This is a genomic window from Bradyrhizobium sp. MI1.4, assembly GCF_055811315.1.
Map to the genome: position 1 here is coordinate 1 of NZ_JBVVPP010000023.1, position 25,861 is coordinate 25,861.

General features: G+C 61.0%; 21 protein-coding genes and 1 pseudogene. 10 read left to right on the top strand and 12 right to left on the bottom strand.

Annotated elements, in window-relative coordinates; genetic code table 11:
- Positions 1–513 precede the first annotated feature (513 nt).
- From AC0L23_RS23265 to AC0L23_RS23290, 6 genes are all read left to right on the top strand, one after another.
- On the top strand, positions 514–696 hold the full coding sequence (locus AC0L23_RS23265) for a hypothetical protein (RefSeq protein ID WP_085350878.1): 183 nt from the start codon (positions 514–516) through the stop codon (positions 694–696).
- 1,650 nt (positions 697–2,346) lie between these two features.
- The gene (locus AC0L23_RS23270) at positions 2,347–8,226 is read left to right on the top strand and encodes an ATP-binding sensor histidine kinase (RefSeq protein ID WP_473357442.1); all 5,880 of its coding nucleotides are present in this window, start codon (positions 2,347–2,349) and stop codon (positions 8,224–8,226) included.
- Between the two features lie 2,160 nt (positions 8,227–10,386).
- Positions 10,387–10,752, top strand: a complete 366-nt coding sequence (locus tag AC0L23_RS23275; protein WP_473297636.1) for a dodecin family protein — start codon at positions 10,387–10,389, stop codon at positions 10,750–10,752.
- Positions 10,753–10,917: 165 nt separating this feature from the next.
- Positions 10,918–11,229: a hypothetical protein gene (locus tag AC0L23_RS23280; protein ID WP_085350876.1), complete on the top strand. Its 312-nt coding sequence runs from the start codon at positions 10,918–10,920 to the stop codon at positions 11,227–11,229.
- A gap of 152 nt (positions 11,230–11,381) precedes the next feature.
- Positions 11,382–11,552: a hypothetical protein gene (locus AC0L23_RS23285; protein WP_166517563.1), complete on the top strand. Its 171-nt coding sequence runs from the start codon at positions 11,382–11,384 to the stop codon at positions 11,550–11,552.
- Between the two features lie 37 nt (positions 11,553–11,589).
- The gene (locus AC0L23_RS23290; RefSeq protein ID WP_085350875.1) at positions 11,590–11,919 is read left to right on the top strand and encodes a GcrA family cell cycle regulator; all 330 of its coding nucleotides are present in this window, start codon (positions 11,590–11,592) and stop codon (positions 11,917–11,919) included.
- Positions 11,920–12,047: 128 nt separating this feature from the next.
- Here the strand turns inward: AC0L23_RS23290 and AC0L23_RS23295 are convergent, their stop codons facing one another.
- From AC0L23_RS23295 to AC0L23_RS23315, 5 genes and pseudogenes are all read right to left on the bottom strand, one after another.
- Positions 12,048–12,650: a hypothetical protein gene (locus AC0L23_RS23295; RefSeq protein WP_473297639.1), complete on the bottom strand. Its 603-nt coding sequence runs from the start codon at positions 12,648–12,650 to the stop codon at positions 12,048–12,050.
- 310 nt (positions 12,651–12,960) lie between these two features.
- Positions 12,961–13,104, bottom strand: coding sequence for a hypothetical protein (locus tag AC0L23_RS23300; RefSeq protein WP_018458798.1), 144 nt, complete (start codon positions 13,102–13,104; stop codon positions 12,961–12,963).
- A 753-nt stretch (positions 13,105–13,857) separates the two neighbouring features.
- Complete coding sequence (locus AC0L23_RS23305) at positions 13,858–15,519, bottom strand: cytochrome b5 domain-containing protein (protein ID WP_473357443.1); 1,662 nt, start codon at positions 15,517–15,519, stop codon at positions 13,858–13,860.
- A gap of 550 nt (positions 15,520–16,069) precedes the next feature.
- Positions 16,070–16,375, bottom strand: a pseudogene (locus tag AC0L23_RS23310) (MBL fold metallo-hydrolase); the annotation flags it as partial.
- Between the two features lie 28 nt (positions 16,376–16,403).
- On the bottom strand, positions 16,404–16,601 hold the full coding sequence (locus AC0L23_RS23315; protein ID WP_244559808.1) for an SANT/Myb-like DNA-binding domain-containing protein: 198 nt from the start codon (positions 16,599–16,601) through the stop codon (positions 16,404–16,406).
- A 215-nt stretch (positions 16,602–16,816) separates the two neighbouring features.
- Here AC0L23_RS23315 and AC0L23_RS23320 point away from each other — a divergent pair, with 215 nt between their 5' ends.
- Positions 16,817–16,969: a hypothetical protein gene (locus AC0L23_RS23320; RefSeq protein ID WP_157643068.1), complete on the top strand. Its 153-nt coding sequence runs from the start codon at positions 16,817–16,819 to the stop codon at positions 16,967–16,969.
- Positions 16,970–16,997: 28 nt separating this feature from the next.
- Here AC0L23_RS23320 and AC0L23_RS23325 read toward each other — a convergent pair whose 3' ends face one another.
- Positions 16,998–17,303 carry a response regulator gene (locus AC0L23_RS23325; RefSeq protein ID WP_085351027.1) on the bottom strand — a complete coding sequence of 102 codons (306 nt, stop codon included), beginning with the start codon at positions 17,301–17,303 and terminating at the stop codon, positions 16,998–17,000.
- Positions 17,304–17,827: 524 nt separating this feature from the next.
- Positions 17,828–18,127 (bottom strand): hypothetical protein, encoded by a 300-nt coding sequence (locus AC0L23_RS23330; RefSeq protein ID WP_473357444.1) that lies wholly within the window; start codon positions 18,125–18,127, stop codon positions 17,828–17,830.
- Between the two features lie 355 nt (positions 18,128–18,482).
- On the opposite strand from AC0L23_RS23330, the gene AC0L23_RS23335 reads away from it, so the two are divergent.
- The 3 genes from AC0L23_RS23335 (at position 18,483) to AC0L23_RS23345 (ending at position 20,918) form a co-directional block, all read left to right on the top strand.
- A complete protein-coding gene (locus AC0L23_RS23335; RefSeq protein WP_473297647.1) occupies positions 18,483–18,860 on the top strand; it encodes a hypothetical protein in 378 nt (125 codons plus the stop codon).
- Positions 18,832–19,467 (top strand): hypothetical protein, encoded by a 636-nt coding sequence (locus AC0L23_RS23340; RefSeq protein ID WP_473297649.1) that lies wholly within the window; start codon positions 18,832–18,834, stop codon positions 19,465–19,467. Before AC0L23_RS23335 ends, AC0L23_RS23340 begins: the two co-directional genes overlap by 29 nt.
- 248 nt (positions 19,468–19,715) lie before the next feature.
- Positions 19,716–20,918 (top strand): calcium-binding protein, encoded by a 1,203-nt coding sequence (locus AC0L23_RS23345; protein WP_456652348.1) that lies wholly within the window; start codon positions 19,716–19,718, stop codon positions 20,916–20,918.
- Positions 20,919–20,941: 23 nt separating this feature from the next.
- On the opposite strand, the gene AC0L23_RS23350 is transcribed toward AC0L23_RS23345, so the two are convergent.
- The 5 genes from AC0L23_RS23350 to AC0L23_RS23370 form a co-directional block, all read right to left on the bottom strand.
- Positions 20,942–21,118, bottom strand: coding sequence for a hypothetical protein (locus tag AC0L23_RS23350; RefSeq protein ID WP_158091523.1), 177 nt, complete (start codon positions 21,116–21,118; stop codon positions 20,942–20,944).
- A 113-nt stretch (positions 21,119–21,231) separates the two neighbouring features.
- A complete protein-coding gene (locus tag AC0L23_RS23355) occupies positions 21,232–22,857 on the bottom strand; it encodes an FGGY-family carbohydrate kinase (RefSeq protein WP_473357445.1) in 1,626 nt (541 codons plus the stop codon).
- A 24-nt stretch (positions 22,858–22,881) separates the two neighbouring features.
- Complete coding sequence (locus AC0L23_RS23360) at positions 22,882–23,610, bottom strand: SDR family oxidoreductase (RefSeq protein WP_018458784.1); 729 nt, start codon at positions 23,608–23,610, stop codon at positions 22,882–22,884.
- 27 nt (positions 23,611–23,637) lie between these two features.
- A complete protein-coding gene (locus AC0L23_RS23365) occupies positions 23,638–24,894 on the bottom strand; it encodes a sugar ABC transporter permease (RefSeq protein WP_018458783.1) in 1,257 nt (418 codons plus the stop codon).
- On the bottom strand, positions 24,891–25,715 hold the full coding sequence (locus AC0L23_RS23370; RefSeq protein WP_018458782.1) for an ATP-binding cassette domain-containing protein: 825 nt from the start codon (positions 25,713–25,715) through the stop codon (positions 24,891–24,893). The genes AC0L23_RS23365 and AC0L23_RS23370 overlap by 4 nt, the downstream gene beginning before the upstream one ends.
- Between the last annotated feature and the right edge of the window lie 146 nt (positions 25,716–25,861).

The window sequence follows — 25,861 nt, forward strand, 5'->3', positions numbered from 1 at the left end:
CCTTCACGCAACGCCATCGTAGAACTCGCCGCGCTCGCGCGCATGTGTCAATCAGGCGGCCTTCGTCGTATGCGTACTTTGGTTCTGCCGACGTAGTAACTGAAACGGGGGGATGCCGCAAACCATCGCGCCTTTCGGCGTGATAGCCCGTTATCCCGAACATGGACGATGTGGCCAATGTGCAACGGGCGCCTAGCTTCTCCACGGCAATGTCCGCAACCGAACAATCCCGCTCATGAGGTACGCGTACTATCGGCGCGCCATGTACTGGAGGCCTGTGGATGACCTTTTCAAACGAAAGATCAGACCTTATTGTCTCTTTGGGAAAGCGTGCGGCGACAGGTGTTGGCTGATCGCGCAAATGGCGGACGCTCCCGCGTTGTTGGCGACAATCTGCGCACCTATGCTGAATCGCTCCGTTCGGAAATGGATCGACGGGAGCTCAAGTACGCCTCAATCAGTTCAACTGAATGAAGCCGAGGGTGCCTTTGGGGCACACAGACGATGAGAGACATGCAAGAGCAGCTGGAGAACCTCCTCAAAGCCGCAGCCGACTGCAAATCGATCAGCGATCTGGCCACCGACCTGCAAAAGCGAGAGTTGTTCGCGAGGCTTGCCGATCATCTGAGCGTGTTGGCTTCCGAGGTCGAGCGTGCAATTGCTGCGACAGCCTTTGGCACCAAATTGGAGCGATAAGAGGATATGGCCCGACACCGATGATTGGGAATCAGCATGCGATGAGCGGAGGAGGACATGACTGCGGAGCGGCCTCGCGTGCGAGTGTGCAATCGCGCGCTCGCCTGGCCACTAGTCGGAAGGCCTATCTGCGCGTGCAAGGCAATCAGCTAACTTCGATCGTCAGCTGCGACCGCGGGTAGGCGTACAGCCCTGACCTTGCAGGATATCCCCGGCCAGCGCGCTTTATTACGAAGGCTGCGTCATGCTCATTCGCTATAGGACCTGCGTTGCCCTGTTTCGGCAGCCTCATTCGAGGCCAAGCAACGCCGCGCCCGCTCGATCTGGGCGCCGGTGGCCCCGTGGTTACGGGCATACATCTCAGCCAGGGCCGCCGAATACTTAGCAACGTAGTATTTGACCTCTGAGCAAGAAATCCGCTCTCCCGGTCTGTGCTGGCGCGCAGCATAGGCTTCAGAGCTAAGCGTCATCAGAAACAAGGCAGCAGCGCCAATCGCACGCGTGACAGTCATTGTCATCCCCCGCAGCTACTAGGTTCGTTGCAGAGAGCAGGCCTGAATCGTCCCGATCGCGCAAATTAACAGTGGTGCGCTGGTGCAACGTGTTGTGGATTGTTGCTTTCATGCCCCAGCTTCGTGAGCACCGGCCCGCCTATGCTGGCGAACCCCGTACAAATCCAGGCTCGTCGACACAGATGTGCGACAATTGACGTCCCCATGTAAGCTGCATTGCGCAACGGGACAGGCCGCTCTGATCATCTCAGGAACCTAAGGGGGCGACACGCCGGCCGGCGCCGCTGTTAACGGGCACAAACCTCTCCCGCGCCGCCTGGGGAGGACCTCACGATGCCGACCAGCAATTCAACCCTCTGCGCGGATGACCACCGGTACGATCATCCTCTCTCGCTCCGGTCTATCATGGGCAAGTTTGAGCTACTTTCAGGAAGTGTCCTCGGACGTCGTACTATCTCACAAACGTTCGAACCAACGAACCAACGACACAGCCGCATAAGTGCAAATCAGGACCTGCAACTATCTCAATCTGCTATTTGAGGCTGCGGCCTGCACGGTCGACGGATCGGCCGATCCGCGCACAACATGAGAACCGAAACGCCAGCGCCGAAGCCAATCGACCCCGCGAGATGTAAAGGGCGCTGTCAGCGGCTGGCGCGCCTACATCCGATAGCTCTGAATTCTGAATGATGGTGACATTAACCACGGATTGTTACGACTGAGTAGGATGAAGGCCGGCGACCGAAATCAAAGGCGGTGCGCGTCCGCTTTATGAGCCAATCAGCTCGTGGGCCGCACCGCACAGCAATCCGGTGCCCAGACCACACCTGAGCCGCAGAAGCCGTTCGCATTCGAGCCGGTCCGGACGGCCAGCAGAAGTTGTGGCGACGCATCGGGCAGCATATTTCGAGTTCGATACACCGCTGAATTCGCCCGCCGGCTCGCGCGCGATCACGGTTGATGTCCGGCTAGCGCCGCTTCGGCTTTCTCGCCGTCATCTGCCTGGCGCCGCAGCTTACGCTGGGCAGAACCCCGCTTTTATGGCAGTGTCGATGTGGCCACAGAGCGCAACACAGTACCTCCTCACCTGACATTGGTCACGCGGAGGCTTCGGGGTTGAACCCAGTGTTTTGGGTTGATGCGCATGGACAGCAGGTTCCAAGTGCTATGGGAGGACGATGACCGCATCTTTTGTCGGCCATTGCGTCCGGCTTCCGATGGCGCATGCAGAACTGTATTGGCGGTACTTCCCAAGGCGAAACACGCTTCGTCCGGCCTCCTCGATCGTCTTGATCACGAGTTTGCGCTGAAAGACCAATTAGATGAGACCTGGGCAATGCGGCCGCTCGGGCTGGAGTGCGATGGTGACCGTCCAGTGCTGCTGCTTGAGGATCCTGGTGGCCAGCCGCTCGAACAGTTGCTTGGTGCGCCCATGGACATCGGACGCTTTTTGCAGCTCGCGATCGGCATCGCCGCAGCCCTGAACAAGGTGCACCAACGCGGCCTCGTCCACAAGGACGTGAAGCCGGCGCATATTATGGTGAACTGCGAGGACGAACGGGTCCGGTTCACCGGGTTCGGTATCGCCTCGCGCCTCGCCCGCGAGCGACGCGCCCCTGGGCCGCCGGAATTCATCGTGGGCACGCTGCCCTACATGGCGCCCGAACAGACCGGATGGATGAACCGCTCGATCGATTTCCGCAGTGACCTCTATTCACTTGGCGTTACGCTCTATCAGATGCTGACCGGCTCGTTGCCGTTCTCAGCGGCACATTCCATGGAGTGGGTGCATTGCCACATTGCGCGAAAGCCAGTGGCGCCCGGCGAGCGGGTAAGCACTGTACCGGCTACAATCTCGACCATAGTCCTCAAGCTGCTCGCCAAATCCGCCGAGCAACGCTACCAGAGCGCTTCAGGCCTCGAACATGATCTACGCCGCTGCCTGATCGAATGGGAAACCGGAGGCCGCATCGAAGAGTTTGCGCTCGCACAATACGACACGCCCGACCGACTGCGGATCCCTGAGAAGCTCTACGGACGGGACCGCGAGATTGAAGCCATGCTGGCCGCCTTTGACCGGATGATCAAGAGCGGCGCGCCGGAATTGATGCTGGTTACCGGCTATTCCGGCGTTGGTAAATCCTCGGTAGTCAATGAGCTCCATCGTCGCCTTGTTCCGTCCCACGGGCTGTTCGCATCAGGCAAGTTCGACCAATACAAACGCGATATTCCCTATTCAACGGTAGTGGAGGCTTTTCAGAGCCTCGTGCGGTTCCTTCTGAGCAAGAACGAAGCCGAGCTGACGCACTGGCGCCAAGCGCTTCATGGTGCGCTGGGCGCCAATGGACGACTCGTTACCGACCTGATCCCTGAATTGCGGCTGATCGTGGGAGAGCAGCCACCCGTCCCTGAGCTCCCCCCGCAGCAAGCACAGAACCGCTTCCGTCTCGTGCTCCGGCGCTTCATAGGGGTGTTCGCACAGTCCGAGCATCCATTGGCGTTGTTCCTCGACGATCTCCAGTGGGTCGATGCCGCCACGCTCGATCTGGTTGAGGACCTTTTAACCCGCTCCGATCTGCAATACCTGATGCTCATCGGCGCCTTTCGCGACAACGAGGTCACTTTCGCTCATCCATTGTGGTACAGGCTTGAGGCCATAAAGAGTGCTGGCGCTAACGTGCAGCAGATCATTTTAGCGCCGCTTGCCAGCTCACACATTTCGCGTTTGATTTCCGATGCTCTTCGCTGCGATTCGAAGCGTGCCGCGCCACTCGCGAAGTTGATTCACGATAAGACGGCCGGCAACCCATTCTTTGTGATTCAATTCCTTCAGGCGCTTGCCGAAGAGGGATTGGTCCGCTTCGATCATGACGCACGGTTCTGGTGCTGGGATCTCGCTCGCATTCGCGTCAAGGGCCACACCGACAATGTCGTGGATCTGATGATCGCAAAGCTGACCCGCCTGCCTGCCGAGACGCAGATCACGCTGCAGCGGCTGGCCTGTCTCGGCAACGTCGCCGACACGAGGACAATTTCGATCGTCCTCGGTCGCTCCGAGCAGCGGGTACACGCGGATCTGTGGGAGGCCATTCGCCAGGAATTGGTCGAGCACCAGCCAGGAGTGTATCGGTTTGTCCACGATCGAGTGCACGAAGCCGCCTACTCGCTGATTGCTGATGATCAACGCGCGGCGCTGCATTTGCGAATCGGTCGGGAGCTACTGGCGCAGACCCCCCGGGAGAAGTGGGAGAAGGCTATTTTCGAGATCGTTAACCAGCTCAACCGTGGCGGGTCCTTGATCACCTCGCGAGACGAACGCGAGCAACTCGCAGAGCTTAATCTGACAGCCAGCCTGCGCGCGTGGGGGGCGGCGGCCTACGCGGCATCGCTCAACTATGCCGCTGCCGGTGCCGCAATGTTACCAGACGACTGCTGGGAACAACGCCAGCAGCTTGCCTTTGCGTTCGAGTTGCATCGCGCCGAATGCGAGTTCGTGACCGGCTCGGTCCTGGAGGCAGAACAGCGCTTACAGGAGCTGACGACGCGAACCGCGACCGCCGCCGACCTTGCTGTCGTCGCGCGCCGCCGGGTGGATCTGTATACGGCGCTCAGTGAGCCGGACCGCGCGGTTAGCGCCGGTCTCAGCTATCTGGAACAACTCGGGATTCGATGGGTAGTCCACCCAAGCGATGATGACGTCCGACGCGAATACGAGCACGTCCGATCTCGGCTCGGGAATCGGTCGGTCGAGGAGCTATTGGATCTGCCGCTAATGAGTGATGCACTCGCACTAGCGACCATAGATCTTTTGACGGCGCTCATGCCGCCGGCGTTTTTCACTGATGCGAACCTTCGCTCACTGGTGGCCCTAAAAGCGGTGGAGATCAGCCTCGAGTGGGGGAACAACGATGCTTCATGCGTTCCTTACGTCATGTTCGGCGCCATTGCCGGCGCGCGCTTCGGCGACTATCAGGCGGGCCTTCGATTCAGCCGTATCGGCACTGAGCTGGTCGAGCGGTGCGGATTTTCGCGCGTGCACGCCAGGACCTACCTGAACTACGGCAACCTTGTCCTTTCATGGACCAAGCAGCTCCAGCATGCCCGAGACGCCTTTCAGCGGGCATTTGAGGCCGCGAGCAGCAGTGGCGATGTCACGTTCGCGGCCTTCAGCTGCGCCAGCTTGAATACGAATTTCCTTGCGGCGGGCGATGCGCTTGCAGAAGCGCAGCGCGAAGCCGAGCACGGGTTGCAGTTGAGCAAGAAGGCGAAGTTTGCGTTGGTGGCCGACATCATAATGCCGCAGGTTGGGCTAATCCGTATGCTGCGCGGCCTGACGCGGCGTTTCGGCGCTCTGCACGACGACCCGTCCGACGAGCTTCGGTTCGAACGGCGTTTGGCCGCCGATCCGGCATTCGCGCTGCCCGAGAGCTGGTATTGGATCCGCAAGCTGCAAGCGTGCTTCTTTGCCGGCGACTATTCGCCGGCCGTCGACGCCGCATCGAAGGCACGGAGACTGCCGTGGTCACCACCGCAGCTACTCGAGACGGTGGAATACGAGTTCTATGCAGCGCTATCGCACGCTGCATGCTGGAATTCGGCACAGCCCGAACAACGTCAAGGGCACCTCGAGGCCCTGACTGGGCACCACACGCAGCTCGATTTGTGGGCACAGAATTGCCCGGAGAATTTCGCGGACCGCGCTATTCTAACCGGCGCCGAGATCGCCCGTATCCAAGGCAGAGAACTGGACGCGGAGCGTCTCTATGAACAAGCCATCCGCTCCGCTCGCGACAACGGCTTCGTCCACCACGAGGCGCTCGCTTATGAATTGGCCGCGCGGTTTTACGGCGAGCGTGGTTTCGAAGACTTTTCTGGCATCTATTTGCGGAGAGCGCGCGACTGCTATGTTCGTTGGGGGGCAGACGGCAAAGTGCGGCAACTTGAGGATATGCATCCGCACCTCAGGGAGGCGAGATCAGAGCCAGGCCCGATGAGCACGATTGGAGCGCCGGTCGAGCATCTCGACCTCGCCACTGTCATCAAGGTGTCGGAAGCGGTGTCAGGTGAGATGGTTCTGGAGACGCTTATCGAGACGCTCATGCGCACTGCCATCCAACAAGCAGGGGCTGAACGCGGTCTGCTGATCTTGTCGCACGACACCGAGCCGCGCATCGAAGCGGAAGCCACCACAACCGGCGATGAAGTTACTGTTGAAATGCGCAATACAGCGGTGACCGCGGATCTCCTTCCCGAATCCGTTCTCCATTACGTACTGCGAACCAGAGAGTGCGCGGTTCTCGAGGATGCCACGGTCCAGCCTCCCTTTGCCGCGGACCCCTACGTTAATCAGCGCAACGCTCGTTCCATTCTCTGCATGCCCCTGATCAACCGTGCGAAAGTTATCGGCGTGCTTTACCTCGAGAATACACTGACGCCCAACGTTGTTGCACCGGCGCGAATTGCGGTGCTGAAGCTGCTCGCCTCACAGGCAGCAATCGCGCTGGAAAATGCGGCTTTGTACCGCGATCTCGGAGAACGGGAAGCGAAAATCCGACGCCTTGTCGATGCCAACATCATCGGAATCATCATCTGGGAGCTTGAAGGTTCGATTCTGGAGGCCAACGATGCGTTTCTCAACATCGCGGGATACGACCGTGAGGATCTCGTCTCGGGCCGCCTGCGCTGGACTGACCTGACGCCGCCTGAATGGCTCGACCGCCACGAGCGATGGTGGATCCCGGAACTAAAAAAGATGGGTAGCGTGCAGCCGTTCGAGAAAGAGTATTTCCGCAAGGACGGAAGCCGCGTGTCGGTGTTGATCGGCATGGCTGCGTTCGACGAACAACGAGACCAGGGCGTCTCCTTTGTCGTTGACCTGACGGAGCGCAAACGATCGGAAGTGGCTCTGCAGGAGAGCGAGGAGCGTTTCCGGACTCTCGTACAGTTCTCTTTCGACGTGTACTGGGAATCCGATGCGCGGCATCGTTTCATTCGCCAGGAATTCGCCGAAGGCATGGTCGACGCACCCGCGTCGGGCTCTGAACTTGGTAAGACGCGCTGGGAAGTGCCCTACTTGGAGCCCGACGAGGAGGCTTGGCGCAAGCATCGGGAGACGCTCGATGCCCACCTGCCGTTCCGCGATTTCGAGCTCGCGCGCCCTACGCCCGATGGCGGCAAGCGCTACGTGTCCGTCTCCGGGCTACCGGTGCTCGACAAGTCCGGCCACTTCATCGGTTATCGCGGCGTTGGACGGCACATCACCGAACAGAAGCGGGCCGCAGAGGCGCTGCGCGAGATACAGAAGGAGCTTGCGCACGCTAACCGCCTCGCCACCATGGGCGAACTCACGGCCTCGATCGCGCATGAAGTGAGCCAGCCGATTGCCGCGGCATCCATGAATGCTGGTGCGGCCGCGCGCTTCCTGGACAGAAATCCGCCGGATCTTGAGAGGGTCAGGGAATCACTGGACTGGCTTATGAACGATACCGCTCGGGCCAGCGACATCATCCAACGAATTCGCGATCTCGTAAAAAAAGCACCGCCCCGGAAGGATCGCTTGGACATCAATGAGGCGATCAGGGACGTTATTGAGCTTACCCGCGGCGAAGCGATGAAGAACGGCATCTCAGTGCAGACGGAATTTGCAGACAGCTTACCGCTTGTCGAGGGCGACCGCGTCCAATTGCAACAAGTGGTTCTCAACCTGATTATCAACGCTGTCCAGGCAATCGGCACGGTCGCGAATGGAGCCAAGAAAGTGCTGATCACCACCGCGCAGGGTGCACCGGACGGTGTTCTCGTCGAGGTGAAGGACTCGGGACCGGGGATGAGCTCTGAAACCTTCGAGCACGCCTTCGCCCCCTTCTACACGACGAAGCCCAGCGGTTTGGGGGTGGGACTGTCGATCTGTCGTTCGATTATCGAAGCGCATGCCGGACGCTTGTGGGTGACGCGCAACCAGCCCCACGGCGCAATTTTTCACTTCACCGTACCAGCCCACCCTGCCGACGCTTCTTGATTATGGCCGGATTGCTGGTTCCAACTTCGAGCACGCACCTCGCGCTTTGCGATCGAGAAGATCAAGTCGATCGCAGCCCTGCCGATCCTGGCTGCCGCGACGGGGATTAAATCACCAAGCTGTCGCAGAAACGGTCGAGGGATCACGAGGCGACTAGGCAAAACAGGTTGTGCATTTGCGCGCCTTGGTATCCTATTCTACGACGAGCGCGTAATCGACCTGTGCCGTTTAATCTGCACACCGTATCGCATTGCGCGAAGATGCAGAAACAAAGGAAAAGCATAAGTCGCACTGCTATCCGGGGCACGATACGCAAAAAACGTCGCACCAGATCCGCCTTGTTCTCGTCGACCCCATCCGTAATTTAATTGAATACGAACAGTTTTGATATGGTTGGCGCACCAGGGCTCGAACCGGGGATCCGCTGATCCAACATCGCCGCTCGTTCTCATCGCTCTGTTCGCGCTCGTCACGTCAGCCACTGCGGCAATCGAGCCTATGGCCGACTCGGTGCCCGTAAGCCGTGCCTCAGGGGACGATCACTGGCAATGGATCGATTTCCGCTCTTCCGAACTGCCCCGGCGAAACAGGGCGCGGTTGGGGCGTGATTGATGCGATAGACCAGCGTGTCGATCTTGGCAGCGGACTTGTTGCTGAGCAACGTCAGGCCGCCCCGCAGCGAGCCCTGAACCGCTCGCGCCAGTGCATCACTTCGTCCTAAGTGCATCCGCCTTCCACTAGATCGAGCATGGAAAGGCCATAGATCACGAGGAGGTAAGGATTAGTGGCCGCTCGCACACGGCTTCGATGGCAAACCACATCGATTCGGGGCACGCCCCCCAATCATCCTCACGCTGATTGGCGCGCGGCGCTGCAAATTGGTTGATCCGGTAACCCTAGGGCCCATTACGGCGCACATAGAGGAAATTGGCGCCCTGCGCGTCGGGCGCCCCTTGACACTCGTGTCAGTCGCCGGCGTTGCACGGCGCACCACATGGCGCGCGGTCGTAGGCGGCGCGGCCGTTGGCGCGGCCGCGGTTGGCACGGCATGTCTCCGCGTTCTGATTAACGGTCGCTACGGCTGCCGCTGATAGCTGTCGGTTCTAGCTTCTGAAGAGCGCATCCTGCGGGATGAGGCTCATGCAGGATGTGCTGTTCAGGTTTCAGGGGCGCTAGCGACAGGGGCCAAGGCGCGACAGAGCAGAGATCGAGAACTCCAGCGTCGCCAGCATCGCGAGCATGTCGGTTGTCCTGCTCCAGGGCGGCGGGCGTCGGCAGAACATCTTGACGCTCTTTGATCTCTGGCCGAGCCGAAAGGCATGAAGCTCGAGGCCGAGTGATCCATAAAGGTCGAACGCAAATTGCGAGCAAGAAGGAACGACGCGGCCACGGAGGGCTTCTGCTCCTCGTTCAAGACCGAATGGACAGTGAGCAAGATCTATTGCACTGCGAACACCGATATTCGCGCCAATGCGTCCCCTCCGGCAAAGCCTTCGCGGCGATATGGGCCCCATGCGGCTTAAATCTGGCAGCGTGATGGATTAATTGCGGGCCTGGCCTCCGAATTCATAAGCTCACTTTGGCGGCAATACGCGGCAGCGCGCTCAATTAATCGCCGTCCACGTTTCGCCGGGCGACGATCCTGTCCTCGGTCCGCGACGCAACCACCCGGTTGATGGGCGACGCTGCGGTAAGATTTGGACCGATCTCCACGCTGGCATGGCAATGTGAAAGCGCAACCGGTCGGGAGGCAAGATTGTGGATGTGATGCCGGTCTGCCGGCCTGAGCGAGGGTTGTCTTTAGCACTAAGTTAAATGCTCCGCCACGATGAGTTCGAAGACGACGATCATCGCCACGACGATCCTCGATCGCCAGATCAATGTAGTGCTCCTGCTTCCGCGGCCAATCATGAGATCTGACCGATAGCTATCTACAGACCGTCGCTAGAGCAGGTGGACAAGGGCAAGCCAGCACGGATGCGAATCCCTGCCTGGTGGCAAGCGCCGGAGCCAGGGGCTTGGACGGCTTAGCCGGTTCGTATTTTTGGTTAGTCTCAGCAGCCGCGATCGAGTGACCCGAGACTGAAATGGTCGGCACCGGGTCAAACAGGAAAGTGACAGGCAATCGGACGTTTTTCCGTCTGCTCGCTAGGAGCGGACATGATGGCGCTGGCCCGGCAGGTTGGCTCCGGCCAAAAGCTGCCCCCGCCAAATGCAATTTTGTCCTTTTCCGGCTCCGGACGGCATCCCCGTATCGGGGTCGAGATCCTGATGCTAGATTTCCTTCGTCATCCCGGACAGGAGGACGACACGCCTGATAGCGTCTACAAGGTCATTGAACTGGTCGGTACCAGCAACGACTCGTGGGAGAAGGCCGCCGCAAATGCGGTCGAGCAAGCTGCAAAATCTCTCCGAGATCTTCGCATTGCAGAGGTCGTCAAGCTGGATATGCAGCTCGATGGCAAGGGAAAGGTCGAGGCCTATCGCGCCAAGCTCAACGTATCGTTCAAGTTCGAGGGCTCCTGAGCCTCAGCACCTCGCCCCATGCGCAGGGCGAGGAGGACTCATTGGAAAAGGCGCGTTGCCCGGTTCCCCTAGCCGGACACTGTGGCCCGGTCTCGGAAGTTGGCCCTAGTCCGACCGGGACCGATATGCTTTGATGCGTCGAGGCGTGTGGCGCATGGTGGCCTCATGTACATGGTCATTCGCAAGTACACCAAGGTTCGTTCGGTAGCGGACGCCGCTCGCCGCGCCAAGAGCGGCGTCGGCCAGATCCTAAGGCAATCGCACGGCTTCAGATCTTACCAAGTTCTGGATGCGGGCGACGGCGTTGGTATCGCCGTGATGATATTTGACGATCGCGAAAGCGCCAATGCAGCGAACGACAAGATACTCGCGTTTGTTCAAGCAAGTCTACATGACCTCGATCTTGGAGTTCCCGAAATCACCACCGGCGAGGTTTTGGTGAACATAGAGCCGAATGAGTTCTCGGGCATAAAGTAGCTGAAAAGGCCGCCATTTGCGTGCCGGTTGCCCTCCTTTGCTCATGTCGTCGACTTGATGTTTCCATCTCGTTTGCACCGATCGCGCCCTGGACGCGCATGCCATCCGCCATGAATATGCGACTACGCGTATTCTCGAGGAGTAGCAGCCACATGAAGCAACATACCTTCGAAGCATTTTCCACCGCCGCGATCTACTGGACACCGCTTGTGCTTATGGGCACCGCGATGCCGCCAAGAGATCCCGATGAAGACGACGAGGACGACGAAGAGGAAGATGACGCCGACGAACCGCCGGTCGTGCGCGAGCCGGACGAAGACTAGACTGGCGTGTTCGGCAGCCGGCGCTATAATATCTCTCATGGGCTGGGATGCGAAAGACATAGCGCTCCTCAACAGGCTCTGGTCCGCAGGACAGAGCGCGGCGCAGATTGCGCGTCGTCTCGGGTGCAGTCGTAACGCGGTCTGCGGCATGCTGACCCGTCTGGGCTTGAAGCGCGGCCACAAGCCGCCCACAGCAACGCCCAAGATAAGGCCGCGCCCGAAGCTGAGGCCGACCTCGTCGGCTGCCTGCGCCCGTCCAGTCGCACGGAAGGTGTCGCGGAACGCAGTGCAGAGGCAGCCGCCCAAGGAATTCAGCAAGCAGCAGCTCTACTCCATGCTGGCAGAGGCGGTCAGAAACACTGGCTAAGAGCTCACCAAGAATGTGGTTGTGCTCCCGCAAGTCCCTGGCCCAGTTCGACGGGTTCGGCAGTCGTATACCCATCCCAAGGCTTCATCTGCTTGGAGTCAACAGCAGCGGTAGATGCTAGGCTGAACTTACTTGTGGTTGGCCGCCGAAAGCCGACATGTCACCGATTCAAGAGATCTTCGACTAAGCGGCACGAAGTGGAAGCCGTAATGCCGGATCTGGCCCTTTGAATGACCTGCCGTCGATATCGATGACGCCGCAACGTCGGTGGCGATCGTCGTGCGCTCGAAAAGCGATGCTTGCCAACGGTAAGGCGCTGCTTGCGGCCAACTCACCTGTTCCGCCGCGAGGAACGATTGCCTCAGCCGTGCTTTAACCGTCCGCACCTTTAATTGTTCGATCAGAAGTTTGCGAAAGCCGCCGCCGATCGAAGGACCAGTCAATGCGCATCCGTCTCGTTGGTGGCACGGGGCTTGTTCGATCGACAATCCAGGCCAGACTGTCCGCCGAAGGGCCCGAATGCGTATTGGTGTCGCACCACCCACCGCACCTGATACGCACCACATCACCCTCGATATGGTCGGACCACCGACGCTTCGAAATGGAAGGACGCTCTTGCCGGCGTTGATGTCGTTGTCAATGCGGCGGGTGCCCTGCAGGAACGGGACATGCAGGCGGTTCATGTTGCTGGCAGCGCGGCGCGGGGGGCCAATGCAATAGTGCGAAGTCATTGGAGGTCTCAGCAGGCAGTTGCTGGGCCCGGCCCGGACCTAGCAGAATCCCGCGCTAGCTTCATTGTATGCGGCGCGCGAACCGTTGGGGCTGACTGACATCAGCGCCGAACTGAACCAAGGCTGGAGCCGAGTGACTTCCGCAGTTTGCCCGAAGCTGCAAATCAGAGTCCTCTGCTCTTGTCGCCGTTTGACCCTGAACGGACGTGCTAGGCATAAACAGCTGGACGCGGTGTGGTGTGAGGTCTTGGCTTTTGGTTTGCTCGGACGTCCGCATCACGGACTGACGCGCTCGCACCAAACCCCTGTCTTACTGGGCTTGATCGCAGGCCTGCAGGATCCGGACAAAATCAGCCATGCTGGATCGATCTTCAGCCATAGCTGCAACCTGAGTATTGGACACGCGTTGGCTTCCCCGTCTGAACCACATCAGGAGGTCGGCGATGTTTCTCATGGCGGACTCTCTGCACAAACTACGGCCGTAAGCGTCAGTTGAGCGGCGAAGCGCCGCTAGATCGGGAGAAGGGCCGGCGGGCGCTACGCCGCCGGTCTCGTCCCGCAACTGCCGGCTCGCAGGGCCGGTTCCGTTACTTTTCAGTCTGGATGTATCAGTAACATTAGCCCTTGGTCGGCGCCATCGCGCGCAGGTATGAAGTGACCATACTTAGGTAGACTTGGGTTAGTGAATCGGGATCGGGAGCCATCCCGACCGGTACCGTTCGAATTGGAGGCTGCCCCCGACCAGGCCATCGCTGCCTGAGGTCGAGACACCCGGGAGGCGGTCAAGGCGCTCATTGTCGCGAACGGCTTCCTCGAGGCGCAGGTCGAGGATTGCGAGCCTCGGTTTCCGGCGGCTACTCGCGCGGCCGGTTCGTCGTCCGCGCGACCGTCCCCCGAATTGATCAAGTAGGCACCTCGAAACCGCCGTCGAAAAGGCGTCCTCGATCAAGCTGCAGATCCGAGCTTCATCCTCCACGACCAGAACTCGAATGGCATGACTCGCCTCGGCGACCGATGCGGTCGTCTCGCGTGACGGTAAGTGCGTTGGCCCGCGAATGTCGTGCGCCTCAGCCGTCGCGAGCCGGCACGATATTTGGAAGTCTACCGGCTGTCGGAATTCTCTTCGCGATGTGCGAGGCGGGTCGATGGCGCGGCTCGGATGCGGCCTACGGCAGTGCCGCCGGGTGCCCGGCTACGACGAGGTGGTTCAATTCTCGACGAGAGCGCCCACGCAAAAATTTGCCATGTGCGCGACGGCCTCGGTGCTGTGATAGTCACCGAATTCGGCAGTGGCCTCCTTGCCAGCGTACATTCGTGCGATTCCAGCGCCGCCAGGGTGATGAGGGGCCCACTCGCTGATGTCATAAACTTTTCCCGAGATGATGATCCAGCAGTCGTTCTGTGTGTTGTGCAGAGCGACCTCTTCGCGCGTGACGCGGCGCGTACCCTTCGCCGGATTGGCGGGCATCCAGAGCTTGATCCCACCGTACCTTACCTTGGCGGTTCGGCGGAAGTCCCACGGACCTAGCCTCTTGGCAGGCAACTCGCTGCCGATCTTGCGGGCGTCGTAGGCGTAGATCCAGGAATCGTCCTCGCCGCCGCGCTTATCGTGGGCAAAGGCAGGACTCACACGCTCATCGAGTCTCTCCAGTAGCGCCTTCTGCTCAGCGGTGTCCTTCGCTCGCAAATGGTCGAAGGCGAATTTGGATCCCAATTGAAAGCGGGTAGCGCGGTAATGCCGCACGCGTTCGTAGTGCAACAAGGCTGTAGGCACATCGCGCTGGTGAAGCGCAAAGGCGCTGGCAAGGGCGGCGGCGTCTTCGAAGGACTGAGCAGCTCCTTGACCGAATGTGGGAAGCATCGGGTGCGCCGCGTCACCGAGCAGGCAGATGCGGCCCTGCACCCAGGTTTCGAGCGCATCGCGATCGTAGAGACCCCACTTGGTAGGACGAACGATCGCCCCCGACAGAGCGATGAGGTCGTCTCTGCTGGGATGGCCCGCGAATGCCTCGCCGACCTCGCGAACGATCTCCTGCTGACTGACGGGAAACCAGTCGCCCTCCTCCTGCTCGAACGCGGCGGACTCAGGCTCATAATGCGCGATCCACACGTTCAACAACTCGCCGCCGCGTACCCAGTACGTGGTCGCGCCGCTCCTATCCGCCCGATGGCGGTCTATGCTGAAGGAGTTGATGGGATTGTGGTCCAGCGGGTTACCGTTCGCTTTGCGGAGGGACGCAACCCCCGTCCGCGGAATGAGTCCTCGAAAGCAGGTTACCTCCGTCCAACGCTTGGGACGCGAATTCGGCCACGCCAGCTGTAACGTCGCAGAGTTGATCCCGTCCGCACCTACGAGAAGCTCTCCCGTGGCGGTTCGACCATTCGAAAAGGTCGCTATTACCTCGCCTGCGGTCTGACGCAGCTGCGTCAGTCTGCAGTCCATGTGCACCGCGATCGGGCATGGCGCGCCGCTGTCGATACCGAAGTCGGACACTCGCTTGTACAGGCACATCAAAAGGTCCAGCCTGTGCATGTGATGAAAGCCGGCGCCGTCGCCTGCGGCGGTGACATGATCGAATGGCCTCTTTGTCACGCTCCCATCTGCGTTGAACTGTCGTGTCGACTCCAGGATTGCCGCGCGGCCGCCGTCAATGACCCCGTCGGGGCCTTTGGAATCTCCCCCATCCAGGTCGACGCCTAGCCAACGACATATTCGCGCCCCGTTGGGCGGGATGTTCAACCCGGCGCCTGCGGTGCTAGGCACCTTCGTTTGCTCGTAGACATCGACCGATGCGAACACTCCCGACTGACGCAGCGCCAAGGCCGTCATCAACCCGCCCATTCCCGCACCGACGATCACTGCCCTCATCCATCTTCCTTCCGATGCAATCGAACGCCCCTCAACTCGCGGCTGGAATAAGTTTACGGCGCCTCAATGGGCTCGAGACTAGCGCCGGGCTGATTGGCAATAAAGGATCTTGTCGCACGCCAAATAGAGTTCTGGAGTTCCTCGGTCATCGGCCTCCGTGAGCAAACACGCCGACCGAGCGCCAACTTCCATTGAGGATGAGCCAGTCGCGTCGGCTTGGCGCTGCGTTGCAAACCTCGGTGCTCGTCTACGAACCGACATTTGGCGCCGCCTTCCGAAGGCAGCGACCGGGCAGTGCGAAAGGTCATCGGACCTACCCGATCCTTTCATTGGCCCTCGCAGCCAGCAGCCAGACGGTGCGGTATACTCGGCGGTACAGGCATCATCGGCAGCACCGGCACGAATGGCGGCGCCCTGGCGCCCGGCAGCGGGTCCGGTACCCTGCGGCCCAAGGCAGCCTGGTATTCACGGCAGCATCGAGCCGGTCGAGGTCTCGTCGGCGAGCAGCGACCGCACCGATGTAACGTGCACAGCTACGCTTCCCGGCATCCTCGACCTCGAACGAATGCGACAGCCGAGGATAAAGCATGTAGCGCCCGGTCGCACAGGCAAGCTCGCGCTCCTGAAGGTGAAACCGCGCATGCGCAAATCGGTCGAAATTGCCGGCGTGGTCGTAGTGCAGATGCGTGAGAATCACGTCCTTGACGTGGGCAGCGTCGATATCGAACGCGGCAAGCGTCTCTACCGGGCAGCGCAGGTAATTCCGCCTGCGCTGCTTCGCGACCTCGGCATTGAACCCGGTGTCGATGACGAAGATGCGGCCGCCTCCCCTCGCCAGGCACACGAAATAGTCCATCGGCATTGGTCCATAAACGCGCCCTTGATCATGGGCCGTTTCGCTTTTGCGTCACCAGTCGCAGCGGGATGTTATGCAGGTTGGCGCGGCCTCGCACGGCCGGCTCTGTCCTGCCGAGCGCCTGGGCGATCTCGTCGGGTCGGCGCCCAGCCGCCGCCATCACCAGCAGCTGTTGATGCTCTTCCGGTGTCCACCTCCGGATCAACGGATAGCGTGACTGTGCCATCGTCCCGCGTCCCCAGCCTGTTGCCAGGTTATCGGGCTGCAATTGCTGAGTCGTGCTTTAACATATGATGCCTATCTCGCAGGACGAGGCGAGCGGATGGCGCCGGACTGAGCGAGCACAGGGTTTGGATGGAGGCTCCACGGCGGGGCAAGCCGGTAGTTTTCCGGGCCGTAAATTTTCGTCGGCTTTAATAATTCGAGCGAATGATCGCTCCGATGACCGGAGACCTTGACCATCAAGCAGAGGCCATCGCCGCAATGCGCAAAGCGGTCGCCGCGACCTGTGCTGCCGAGCGTTTGAAGTGGTTGAGGGCCGCTTTGGCGTGGAAACATCTTGAAAGCTTGGCGAAGGGCAAGTTGGCAGCGTGAAACTCCCCGCGAGCGGCCTGTTCGCTGGTCAAGACCTGGCGCAGTTTTCGATCATCTCCGCGAGCGCGGAGCAGAGGACGGGCTTCTCCAATCGGGGAGCATTGCGGAAGCCGCCCGGCAATCCATCGGATGTGTGGCCGGTCAGGAAGAAAAATTGCAACCCGCGACCACGAGTGATCTCCGCCACCAGTTCAGTTGTTTCATCGGCAAGCCTCAGGTCGAGAATGGCCAGATCGAAGTCTGCCACCCGCGCGACTTCGATTGCTTCCTTCAGGGTGCCTGCTTCGGCGATGACCTTGTCGCCCAACTCCTCCAGCATGTCGCAGACCATCATGCGGATCGGCGCTACGTCCTCCACCACGGAAGATTGAGAGTGCGCCCATGCTCCGTCTCGTCGGCCTTGATATCCGCCATGCAGCCGGCCAGCTCCCTGGGGCCCTCGGATCGGCCTATGTTCACTTTTGGACACATTTTCAGGGAACAAAGCGCCGCAACATAGTAGGTTCAGCGTTCCGAGACGGAGTGAACATGACAGCGCCGTCGCCTCTCATCTTGGTGGTGGAGGATGAATACCCATTGCAGGCGGTGTCGAGGAAGCCCTGCTGGAGGCAGGCTTCGCGACTGACATCCTCTCGTCTGCCGAGGTAACGATTGGGGTTCGCAGGGCGTCCCAAATAGCATCCTGTTGCAGAAGCCGTTTGCACCGGCCCAGCTTGTCACTGCGGTCTCGAAGCTCCTCAATGAGGTCCCACCGACGCACAAGTAAAAACCACCGCCGTCACTGGCTCGCACAGCAAGCCAGCGTCCCAACCGTCCATGGCGGCAGGAACGAAGCTCGGCAATGAACATTTTTTAGTCTCAGTTGCCTCGTTCGCTCCGCCTGCAATAGCGCAGGGTATGCTCACGTGCGGCAAATGCGATGAGATCGACAACAAGATCGCGCGCCATAGTCGGTTGTTGTCTCTTGTCACTGACAAGATCGCGAGAGACGGTATCGCCGACTTGATCGAGGAAATGACGACGGCGAAAGCGGCGCTTCATCCCAACCAGAGGAGAAGTAAGCTCGCACTCGAACGCGCCAATCGGCCGTAGATCCTCGCCGACAGTTCCATCAACATTCTCTTTCTCGCGGGCGCGACCGCAGATCGATGCGAGCAATCAATCTCTCTCCTGAATTCATTCAAATCTCTGCCATTTGCCAAGGGCAGATTTGCTTCCGGTGAAGCGTGTCGATCAAGCGTGTCGCAAGACTGGTGCACACGTCCGGCCCGCTACCGACATGAAATGGGAGTTACGCCATGCAGCATCTGCCGAACGATACCTTCGACGTCATCCTTGACCAGTTTGGTCAAATCGAGACCGTGTACGGAGATCTCGGATTTCCCGCAGCCAAGGACGTCTCGGGCGGCAACGACACCGTGACGGCAACGTCACCGAGCTCAATACGAGGCTCACGATCTTCGGCGATGACCAGTCGATGCTGCTTGGTCACTCGCAAGGCGGAAACGACACATTGTTCGCCGATATCGGCGGCGGCTGGAACACCGCTCTCGTGGTGGGCGATGCCAAATCGATGATCGACGACGCCAAGGGCGGCAATGACACCATCGTCGCGGATGCCCATGGCACGGTCTATACCACTGTCTCGGCCTTCGGCGACGTCGCGGGGGACATGTCGGGCAACGCGCAGGGCGGCCATGACGAGATAACCGGCTCGATCGCGTGGCGCGGTGGCGCCAACCTGTTCGCCGGCGATGCCGGCGGTTCCATGATGACACCTCGCACGGCGGCAACGACACGCTCGATGTCAGCGTGCTCACCACGACGGCGTGGCGACCGTCAGTGGCGACGCCATCGGCGCCTTGCGCGGCCTCGCGCAAGGCGGCAATGACAATATGACGGTCACCTTGAACGGCGACAGCGCCATAGCCGGCGCGACCTTGTCGGGGGACTCGTCGACGTCCCTGATGGATCTTACCGAGGGCGGCGACGATGTCCTGACCGTCAAGATCGAAGGCCAGTACGCGGATGCGGTCTCGTCAGTGTACGGCGACGCGCCGATCATGGCCGGTCATTCTCATGGTGGCAACGATATCCTCAATGGCGGCGTCGGCCGGGATTTCATGTATGGCGATGCAGGAATCTATGAACCGGCGGCGCCAGGCTCGATCACCGGCGGCAGCGACACGCTGAACGGCGGAGCGGGCGACGACTGGATGTGGGGCGGAGGAAACAGCGACTTCTTCGCCTTCAGCACCGGCTCCGGCAACGACACGATCGCCGACTTCGATCAGGGCAACAAGGCCGTCGGCAGCACCGCAGCGGAACACGATCTGATCGATGTGCAGGATTACGGCTTCGCGGACTGGGCGGCGCTGTCGAGTCTGATCAGCGACAATGCTTCCGGCGATGCCGTGATTCATCTCTCCGACAACGACTCGATCACGCTGGACGGGATTCACGCGGCGAACCTGCATCCGACCGACTTCATCATCTGAGGGAATAAATCAAAGCGGCGATGTCGTACCCCGACGCGCGGGGCGACATCGCAATCGCGAGTGCGCAACGACCAGTTTCGCCGCACGGCGCAGCGAAACCTGTCGCGAACAAACTCTGTCCCGAATTCCAGCAAATCTCCGCCATCGACCAAAACTAGATTCGTCTCCGTGAAGCGTGGTCACAGCACTTCGCGCAAGAGTTTTGCCGATGTCAGGCCCGCCTCCGACAATGAAGTGGGAGTTACGCCATGCAGCATCTGCCGAACGACACCATCGACATCCTGCTCGACCAATTTGGCCAAATCGAAACCGTCATCGGAGATCCGAACTTTCCGACCACCACGGACGCCCGGGGCGGCAACGACACCGTGACCGCAACCATCACTCAGCCCGAAGCAGAGGTCACGATCTTTGGCGACGACAACACGACGCTGCATGGCCAGTCCCACGGCGGCAACGACACGCTCACGGTCAACGTCAACTACGGCTGGAACGCCGCCCTCGTGGTCGGCGATGCCCAGGCGATGACCGACGACGCCAAGGGCGGCAACGACACGATCGATACCCAAGACCACTCGATGTATACCAACGTGCATGCTTTCGGCGATGTCGCCGGCGACATGTCCGGCAATTCGCACGGCGGCAGTGACACCATCACGGGCGCTGTGGGCTGGCGAGGCTTCGACAATGTGTACGCCGGCGATGCCGGTGGCTCCATGAGCGGCACGGCGCAGGGTGGCAACGACACGCTCGACATCAGCTTGAACACCCGGGAGGGTTCAGCGAGAGCCAGCGGCGATGCCATCGGCTCCATCAGCGGCGATGCGCATGGCGGCAACGACAACATCATCTTGACCATGAGCGGCGAAAACGTCTGGGCCGGTGCGTCGCTGTCGGGAGATTCCTCCACGTCCCTGACCGACAACGCACAGGGTGGCGATGACATCCTCACGGTCAAGATCAGCACCGAGTACACCGACGATGCGCGCGATCTGCTGTTCGGCGACGCTCCGACCATGTCCGGCAATGCCCATCGCGGCAACGATATCCTCACCGGCGGAGCGGCCACCGACTTTCTGTATGGCGATGCAAAGGTCTATGATCCCGCAACACCGGGCTCGATCACCGGCGGCAAGGATATGCTCAACGGGGGCGCCGGAAATGACCAGCTTTCGGGCGGCGGGAACAGCGACACCTTCGTCTTCAACACCGGCTCCGGCAACGACCTCATCACCGACTTCGATCAAGGAAACAAGGCGGTCGGCAGCACCGTGACCGAGCACGATCTGATCAACCTGCACGATTACGGCTTTGCGGACTGGACGGCGCTGTCGAAGCTGATCAGCGACAATGCCGACGGCGATGCCGTGATTCATGTATCGGCGAGCGACACCATTACACTCGACGGTGTCCACGCCGCGAGCCTGCACCCGACCGACTTCCTCATCTGAGAAAAGCAGGCATCTCGCCCCGCCTACAGCGGGGCGAGACCCGGGTTACTCCCCGCCCACAGGATCCCTTCAGCCGCCCCCTGACGCTGGCGACCGCCTTTGGCCGCGACGAGCCAGTTGATGTCGTCGAACTTCTCCGTCAGGTCCGCGACCAGATGCGTCGTGCCAGGATGCAGCGGTCCTGCCTCATTGGCGCTCACCGTTCACGATCGCAACGACCTTGCCCCATGGGCTCTCAGAACCACGGATGGTCTAGGATCGCGCCTCGGCCCGGTCAGATGCCGTGCTTGGTGCCGGGTCCAGTTGGCAAGAGCTAAGAAGCTCTTCTAATTGCCCGGCCGACCTTCTGCAGAGCCTCGAAGGCTCCCATGCGCTGATCAACCCAGCCCGCCAAAGCGGCCTGGGGTTGATGGATGTCTCCCAAGACCGACATCGCCTGCATCGCCTCACTGAGGTCGGCATGGTCGCCCGAGGCAACTGATCCAAGCATCGCGGAGCCGAGCAGGACGGCCTCCGGAGAGGCTGGCGCAGCGACCGTCAAACTCGTCATATCGGCGAGGACCTGCCGCACGAGGCGGCCCTTTGCGGCACCGCCGCTGACCACGATCGTATCGACCGCAATGCCCTTGTCTTGCTGAGCGCGAACGATCTGCCGGGCCCCGCAGCCGAGGCCGCAAAGCCCGGCAAGATAAAGCGCGAGCAGACTCTCCAGATCCGAGCGCATATCAAGGCCCGCAATCAGTGCGCGCGCGCCGGGATCGGCGAACGGCGCTCGATTGCCGAGGAATTCAGGGACGACATGAAGCTGGCCGACCAACTCCGGGAGCATTTCGGCACGGCCGCGTGATTCGATTTCCGAGGCAAGCCAATCCGCAAGCGTCTGCTGCTTCTGGCCCGCAGCCTGTGTCGCTTGCGCGGAATTCGGATGCATCTGCAACAGATGCTCGATCGCAGCGCCGGCGGCCGACTGTCCGCCTTCATTGAGCCAAAGCCCAGGCACCATGGCCGAGAAATAGGGTCCCCAAACGCCAGGGACGAAGAAGGGGTCCGGTGTGGTCGACATGGTGCAGGCGGACGTTCCGAATACATAGGCCATGCGCGTGAGCACCGTGCCCGCCGCTCCGCGCGCCCCCACCGTACCAACACCGCCGGCATGTGCATCGATGAGGCCGGCGGCGACCGGCGTACCCATCGCGAGTCCGAGATCGGCCGCGGCCTTCGCCGTCAGGCCCGCTGCCAGCCTGGTCCCGCCGGGCACGATCTCGGTGCCGATCCTGCGGAACTGCTCATCCGGCAGCACGCCGAGGCCAATCCTGCGGAAGAATTGATCGTCCCAGCGGTCTTCGTGGCCCAGATAGGTCCACTTGCACGTCACGGTACAAATGGAGCGGGACAAACTCCCTGTTGCACGCCAAGTGAGAAAATCAGTCAAGTCCATAAACTGCCACGCATGGGAGAACGTCTCGGGCATGTTTTCGGCGAGCCACAACAGTTTCGGCGTCTCCATCTCGGGAGAGATCGTTCCGCCGACATAGTCGAGAACTTTCTCGCCCGTCTGGTTGATACGGCGCGCCTGATCCGCAGCGCGGTGATCCATCCATACAACGACGTTGCGAGCAGGATCGCCGGACGGCCCGACGGGCAGCGGCACACCCGCCTCGCCAAGCACCACCAGCGAGCAGGTCGCGTCAAAGCCTATGCCGGCGATACTGTCCGCCGCGATACCCGCCTGCACCACCGCGCTACGCACGCTGCGGCATACGGCACGCCAGATATCCTCGCTCGACTGCTCGACGACGTCGCCAGCCTCCCGCCAAAGTGCAACAGGGGCGCTGTCACTCGCCAGGAGCCTGCCAGAGCGGTCGAAGAGTCCGGCCCGTGCGCTGCCGGTGCCGACATCGATGCCAAGGAAATGGCGGTTATCGGGTTGCTTGTTCATCTCAGGATCGCCGATCGGAAGATGTTACAGATCGTTGCTCTGCGGCAGAATGACGAGGTCGCGGATGGTGACGTTTCTCGGGCGCGTCAACATGAAGAGCACTGCCTGCGCGACTTCCACCGGCTGCATCAAGCCACCGGCCGCCATTTCCTCCTCGATCTTCTCTTTGGGCCAATCCTTGATGAGCGCGGTCACGACTGGACCGGGCGCAACGGCGCCGACGCGCAAACCGTGTTTCGCGACCTGCCGGCGCAGAGTATGCACAAAAGCCTGCACGGCGTGCTTGGACGCGGTATAGATCGGTTCCCAGACGACAGGCACGAGACCTGCGATCGAACTGGTGACGATGATGTCGCCGCTCTTGCGCTCAACCATGTGCGGCAGCACCGCATGGATCGACCGGAACAGCGCATTGACGTTCAAATTGAGCATGCGGTCCCACGCGTCGGGATCGCCGCCAAGCACCTCGCCGCCGACATAGGCACCAGCATTCGCATGGAAGATGTCCAGTTGACCCGCTTTCTCCAGCACCTGCGGCATCATCGCTTCCATGCTCAGGGGATCGGTGAGGTCGATACGTAACGGAATCGCCTGATCGCCCAGCGCAACGCAGGCGCTGCTCAGCGCCTCTTCCGCCCGATCGATCAGCACCACCCGCGCGCCGGCCCCGATCAATGTTCTGGCGCATTCGAGACCGATGCCCGATGCGGCGCCGGTGATCGCCGCGACTTTTTCTGCAAGTTCCTGGGCCAAGGCTTGTCCTTTTCCTATGAGAGTTGTTCAAGCTCGGCCGTGGGAAAGGCGCGAGCGCCGTGCCAGCGAATCGACGATGACTGCAATGGCAAGGACCGCGCCCGTAATCATGTACCGCAGCGACGAGGAGAGATCGAGCAGCGTGAGGCCGCTCGCGATGGACTGGATGACGATGACGCCGAGGAGCGCGGAATAGGCGCTCCCGCGGCCGCCAAACAGGCTTGTGCCACCGATGACCGCGGCGGCGATCGCGTTGAGGTTCACATCCCCGGTCCCGGCCTGCTGGCTGGAAGATGCCAGCCGCGCTGCGGCCAGAATGCCGCCGGCCGCGGCCAGCGTGGAGCACAGCATGAATGCGGTCGAATAGACCCGGCGAACGTTGATGCCAGCCCGACGGGCCGCCTCGCGATTGCCGCCGACGGCAGACATCGAGCGGCCCCATTTGGTTCTCGTCAATGCGTAATTCATGATCACGCACAAGCCGACGAACAGACCAAACATCCAGGGAATGCCGCGCCCGAGATTGAGATAATAGACAACGAATTCGAGCACGATGGTGACCAGCAGCGCCTTCAGCACCATGCGACCAAGCGAACTGGCCGATAGCCCCGCCGCCCGCCGGCGCGCGGCCGTTCGGTAGCCGGTCACGAACATAACCACGCTCGCGACCGCCGCCAGCACGTAGGATACGATCGACGGCATGACGAGCATCTGTCCGAAATTGACCAGCGCCGATCCATACGGAAGGTTGATCGAGCCGGAGGAGCCGAGCAGATACAGCTGCAGGCCGAGCCACGTCAGCAGGCCGGCCAGCGTCGAGACGAAGCTCGGCATACCCAGACGATTGAACAAAAATGCATAGAGCGCGCCGATGGCAGCGCCCAGCACCAACGCCGTGACGATCGCCACGGCGACCGGCCAATCCTGAGCGACCCAAAGCACGCCGACGAGCGCCGAAGAGAACCCGCTCACCGATCCGACCGACAGATCGATCTCGCCGACCATCAGGATACAGACGATGCCCAGCGAGATCACACCCACTGTCGCGCAATCGAAAAGCAAATTGACCAGATTGTTCGGCGCGAGAAAAACAGGGTTGAGAGTCTCGAACGCCGCGCAGATGACGATGAGCCCGACGACCACCGGCAGCGATCCGAGATCGCCCGACCGCACACGGTCCACAAAGGCGCCGATCGTGTTTCCAAGCGTGTCCGCGTGCTTGACTCGTTCGTCACTGCGGTCGAGCAACCGCGCCGTCGAAACCTGTTGCGTGTCGTCGGTCATCGCCCAAGCTCCGGCGACTGATGGGCGCGGCGCCGCCTGGCGCGGCGCGAGACAGAATTTTCGTCCGCTCCGGTAATCGCCGTAACGAGATCCTGATTGGACACGTCGGGATCGAACTCGCCGTTGTTGCGACCGAGGCGCAGCACCACGATCCGATCGGCAACCGCGCGGACGTCCTCCATGTTGTGACTGATCATGATGACGCCGAGACCGCGTGCGCGAACGCGTTCGACGAGGTCTAGCACCTCAGCGGTTTGGGCAACGCCGAGCGCCGCAGTCGGCTCGTCGAGCAGAATGAGTTTCGGCTCAGTCAGCAGCGAGCGCGCGATCGCCACGGTCTGGCGCTGTCCGCCGGAGAGCGACGCCACGGGCTCTCGCACGCTCGGGATCCGCGCTGACAGCTCGTTGAGCAAGGTACAGGCGCGAAGCTCCATGGAGACCTCGTCGAGCCGCAGCGGGTTGAGCTCGCGGCCGAGGAAGATGTTTGCGACCACGTCGAGATTCTCGCAGAGGGCCAAATCCTGGAAAACGGTGGCGATGCCGAGGCCGAGTGCCATGGATGGGTCGGACAGGACAACATGTTCACCGCCGAACGTGATCGTTCCGGAGGTGGGTTGGTGCACGCCGGCAAGGATCTTCACCAGCGTGGATTTTCCTGCACCGTTATCACCCACAAGTGCCACGACTTCGCCGGCATGCACATCGAGATCAACATCGGTCAGGGCGGACACGGCGCCGAAATGCTTGGAAATTCCGCGAAGACTCAAGACCGGCTTGCGCGGTCCGCCCTGCGCGTCATCGGCATCCGAGATCGTGGTCATGTCCCAATTCGCCCTCTCATCCTTCGTCCCCGCCCCCCGGAGCGGCCGGGGCCCCCCGGGTCACAGGGGGGTTGCCAACGTATTTGAAACCCCCGCAAATAGGCCCCGGGAGAGCGGGTAGGGCGGGGGGGTAGTATTTTAGATAA

Excerpts from the sequence above, each read along its gene's own strand:
- AC0L23_RS23275 (WP_473297636.1), top strand. The coding sequence starts at position 10,387 with ATGATGGCGCTGGCCCGGCAGGTTGGCTCCGGCCAAAAGCTGCCCCCG.
- AC0L23_RS23270 (WP_473357442.1), top strand. The coding sequence starts at position 2,347 with ATGCGCATGGACAGCAGGTTCCAAGTGCTATGGGAGGACGATGACCGC.
- AC0L23_RS23325 (WP_085351027.1), bottom strand. The coding sequence starts at position 17,303 with ATGATGGTCTGCGACATGCTGGAGGAGTTGGGCGACAAGGTCATCGCC.
- AC0L23_RS23315 (WP_244559808.1), bottom strand. The coding sequence starts at position 16,601 with ATGGCACAGTCACGCTATCCGTTGATCCGGAGGTGGACACCGGAAGAG.
- AC0L23_RS23320 (WP_157643068.1), top strand. The coding sequence starts at position 16,817 with ATGACCGGAGACCTTGACCATCAAGCAGAGGCCATCGCCGCAATGCGC.
- AC0L23_RS23365 (WP_018458783.1), bottom strand. The coding sequence starts at position 24,894 with ATGACCGACGACACGCAACAGGTTTCGACGGCGCGGTTGCTCGACCGC.
- AC0L23_RS23295 (WP_473297639.1), bottom strand. The coding sequence starts at position 12,650 with ATGACTTCGCACTATTGCATTGGCCCCCCGCGCCGCGCTGCCAGCAAC.
- AC0L23_RS23355 (WP_473357445.1), bottom strand. The coding sequence starts at position 22,857 with ATGAACAAGCAACCCGATAACCGCCATTTCCTTGGCATCGATGTCGGC.
- AC0L23_RS23305 (WP_473357443.1), bottom strand. The coding sequence starts at position 15,519 with ATGAGGGCAGTGATCGTCGGTGCGGGAATGGGCGGGTTGATGACGGCC.
- AC0L23_RS23300 (WP_018458798.1), bottom strand. The coding sequence starts at position 13,104 with ATGAGAAACATCGCCGACCTCCTGATGTGGTTCAGACGGGGAAGCCAA.
- AC0L23_RS23345 (WP_456652348.1), top strand. The coding sequence starts at position 19,716 with ATGCAGCATCTGCCGAACGACACCATCGACATCCTGCTCGACCAATTT.
- AC0L23_RS23370 (WP_018458782.1), bottom strand. The coding sequence starts at position 25,715 with ATGACCACGATCTCGGATGCCGATGACGCGCAGGGCGGACCGCGCAAG.
- AC0L23_RS23290 (WP_085350875.1), top strand. The coding sequence starts at position 11,590 with ATGGGCTGGGATGCGAAAGACATAGCGCTCCTCAACAGGCTCTGGTCC.
- AC0L23_RS23285 (WP_166517563.1), top strand. The coding sequence starts at position 11,382 with ATGAAGCAACATACCTTCGAAGCATTTTCCACCGCCGCGATCTACTGG.
- AC0L23_RS23265 (WP_085350878.1), top strand. The coding sequence starts at position 514 with ATGCAAGAGCAGCTGGAGAACCTCCTCAAAGCCGCAGCCGACTGCAAA.
- AC0L23_RS23280 (WP_085350876.1), top strand. The coding sequence starts at position 10,918 with ATGTACATGGTCATTCGCAAGTACACCAAGGTTCGTTCGGTAGCGGAC.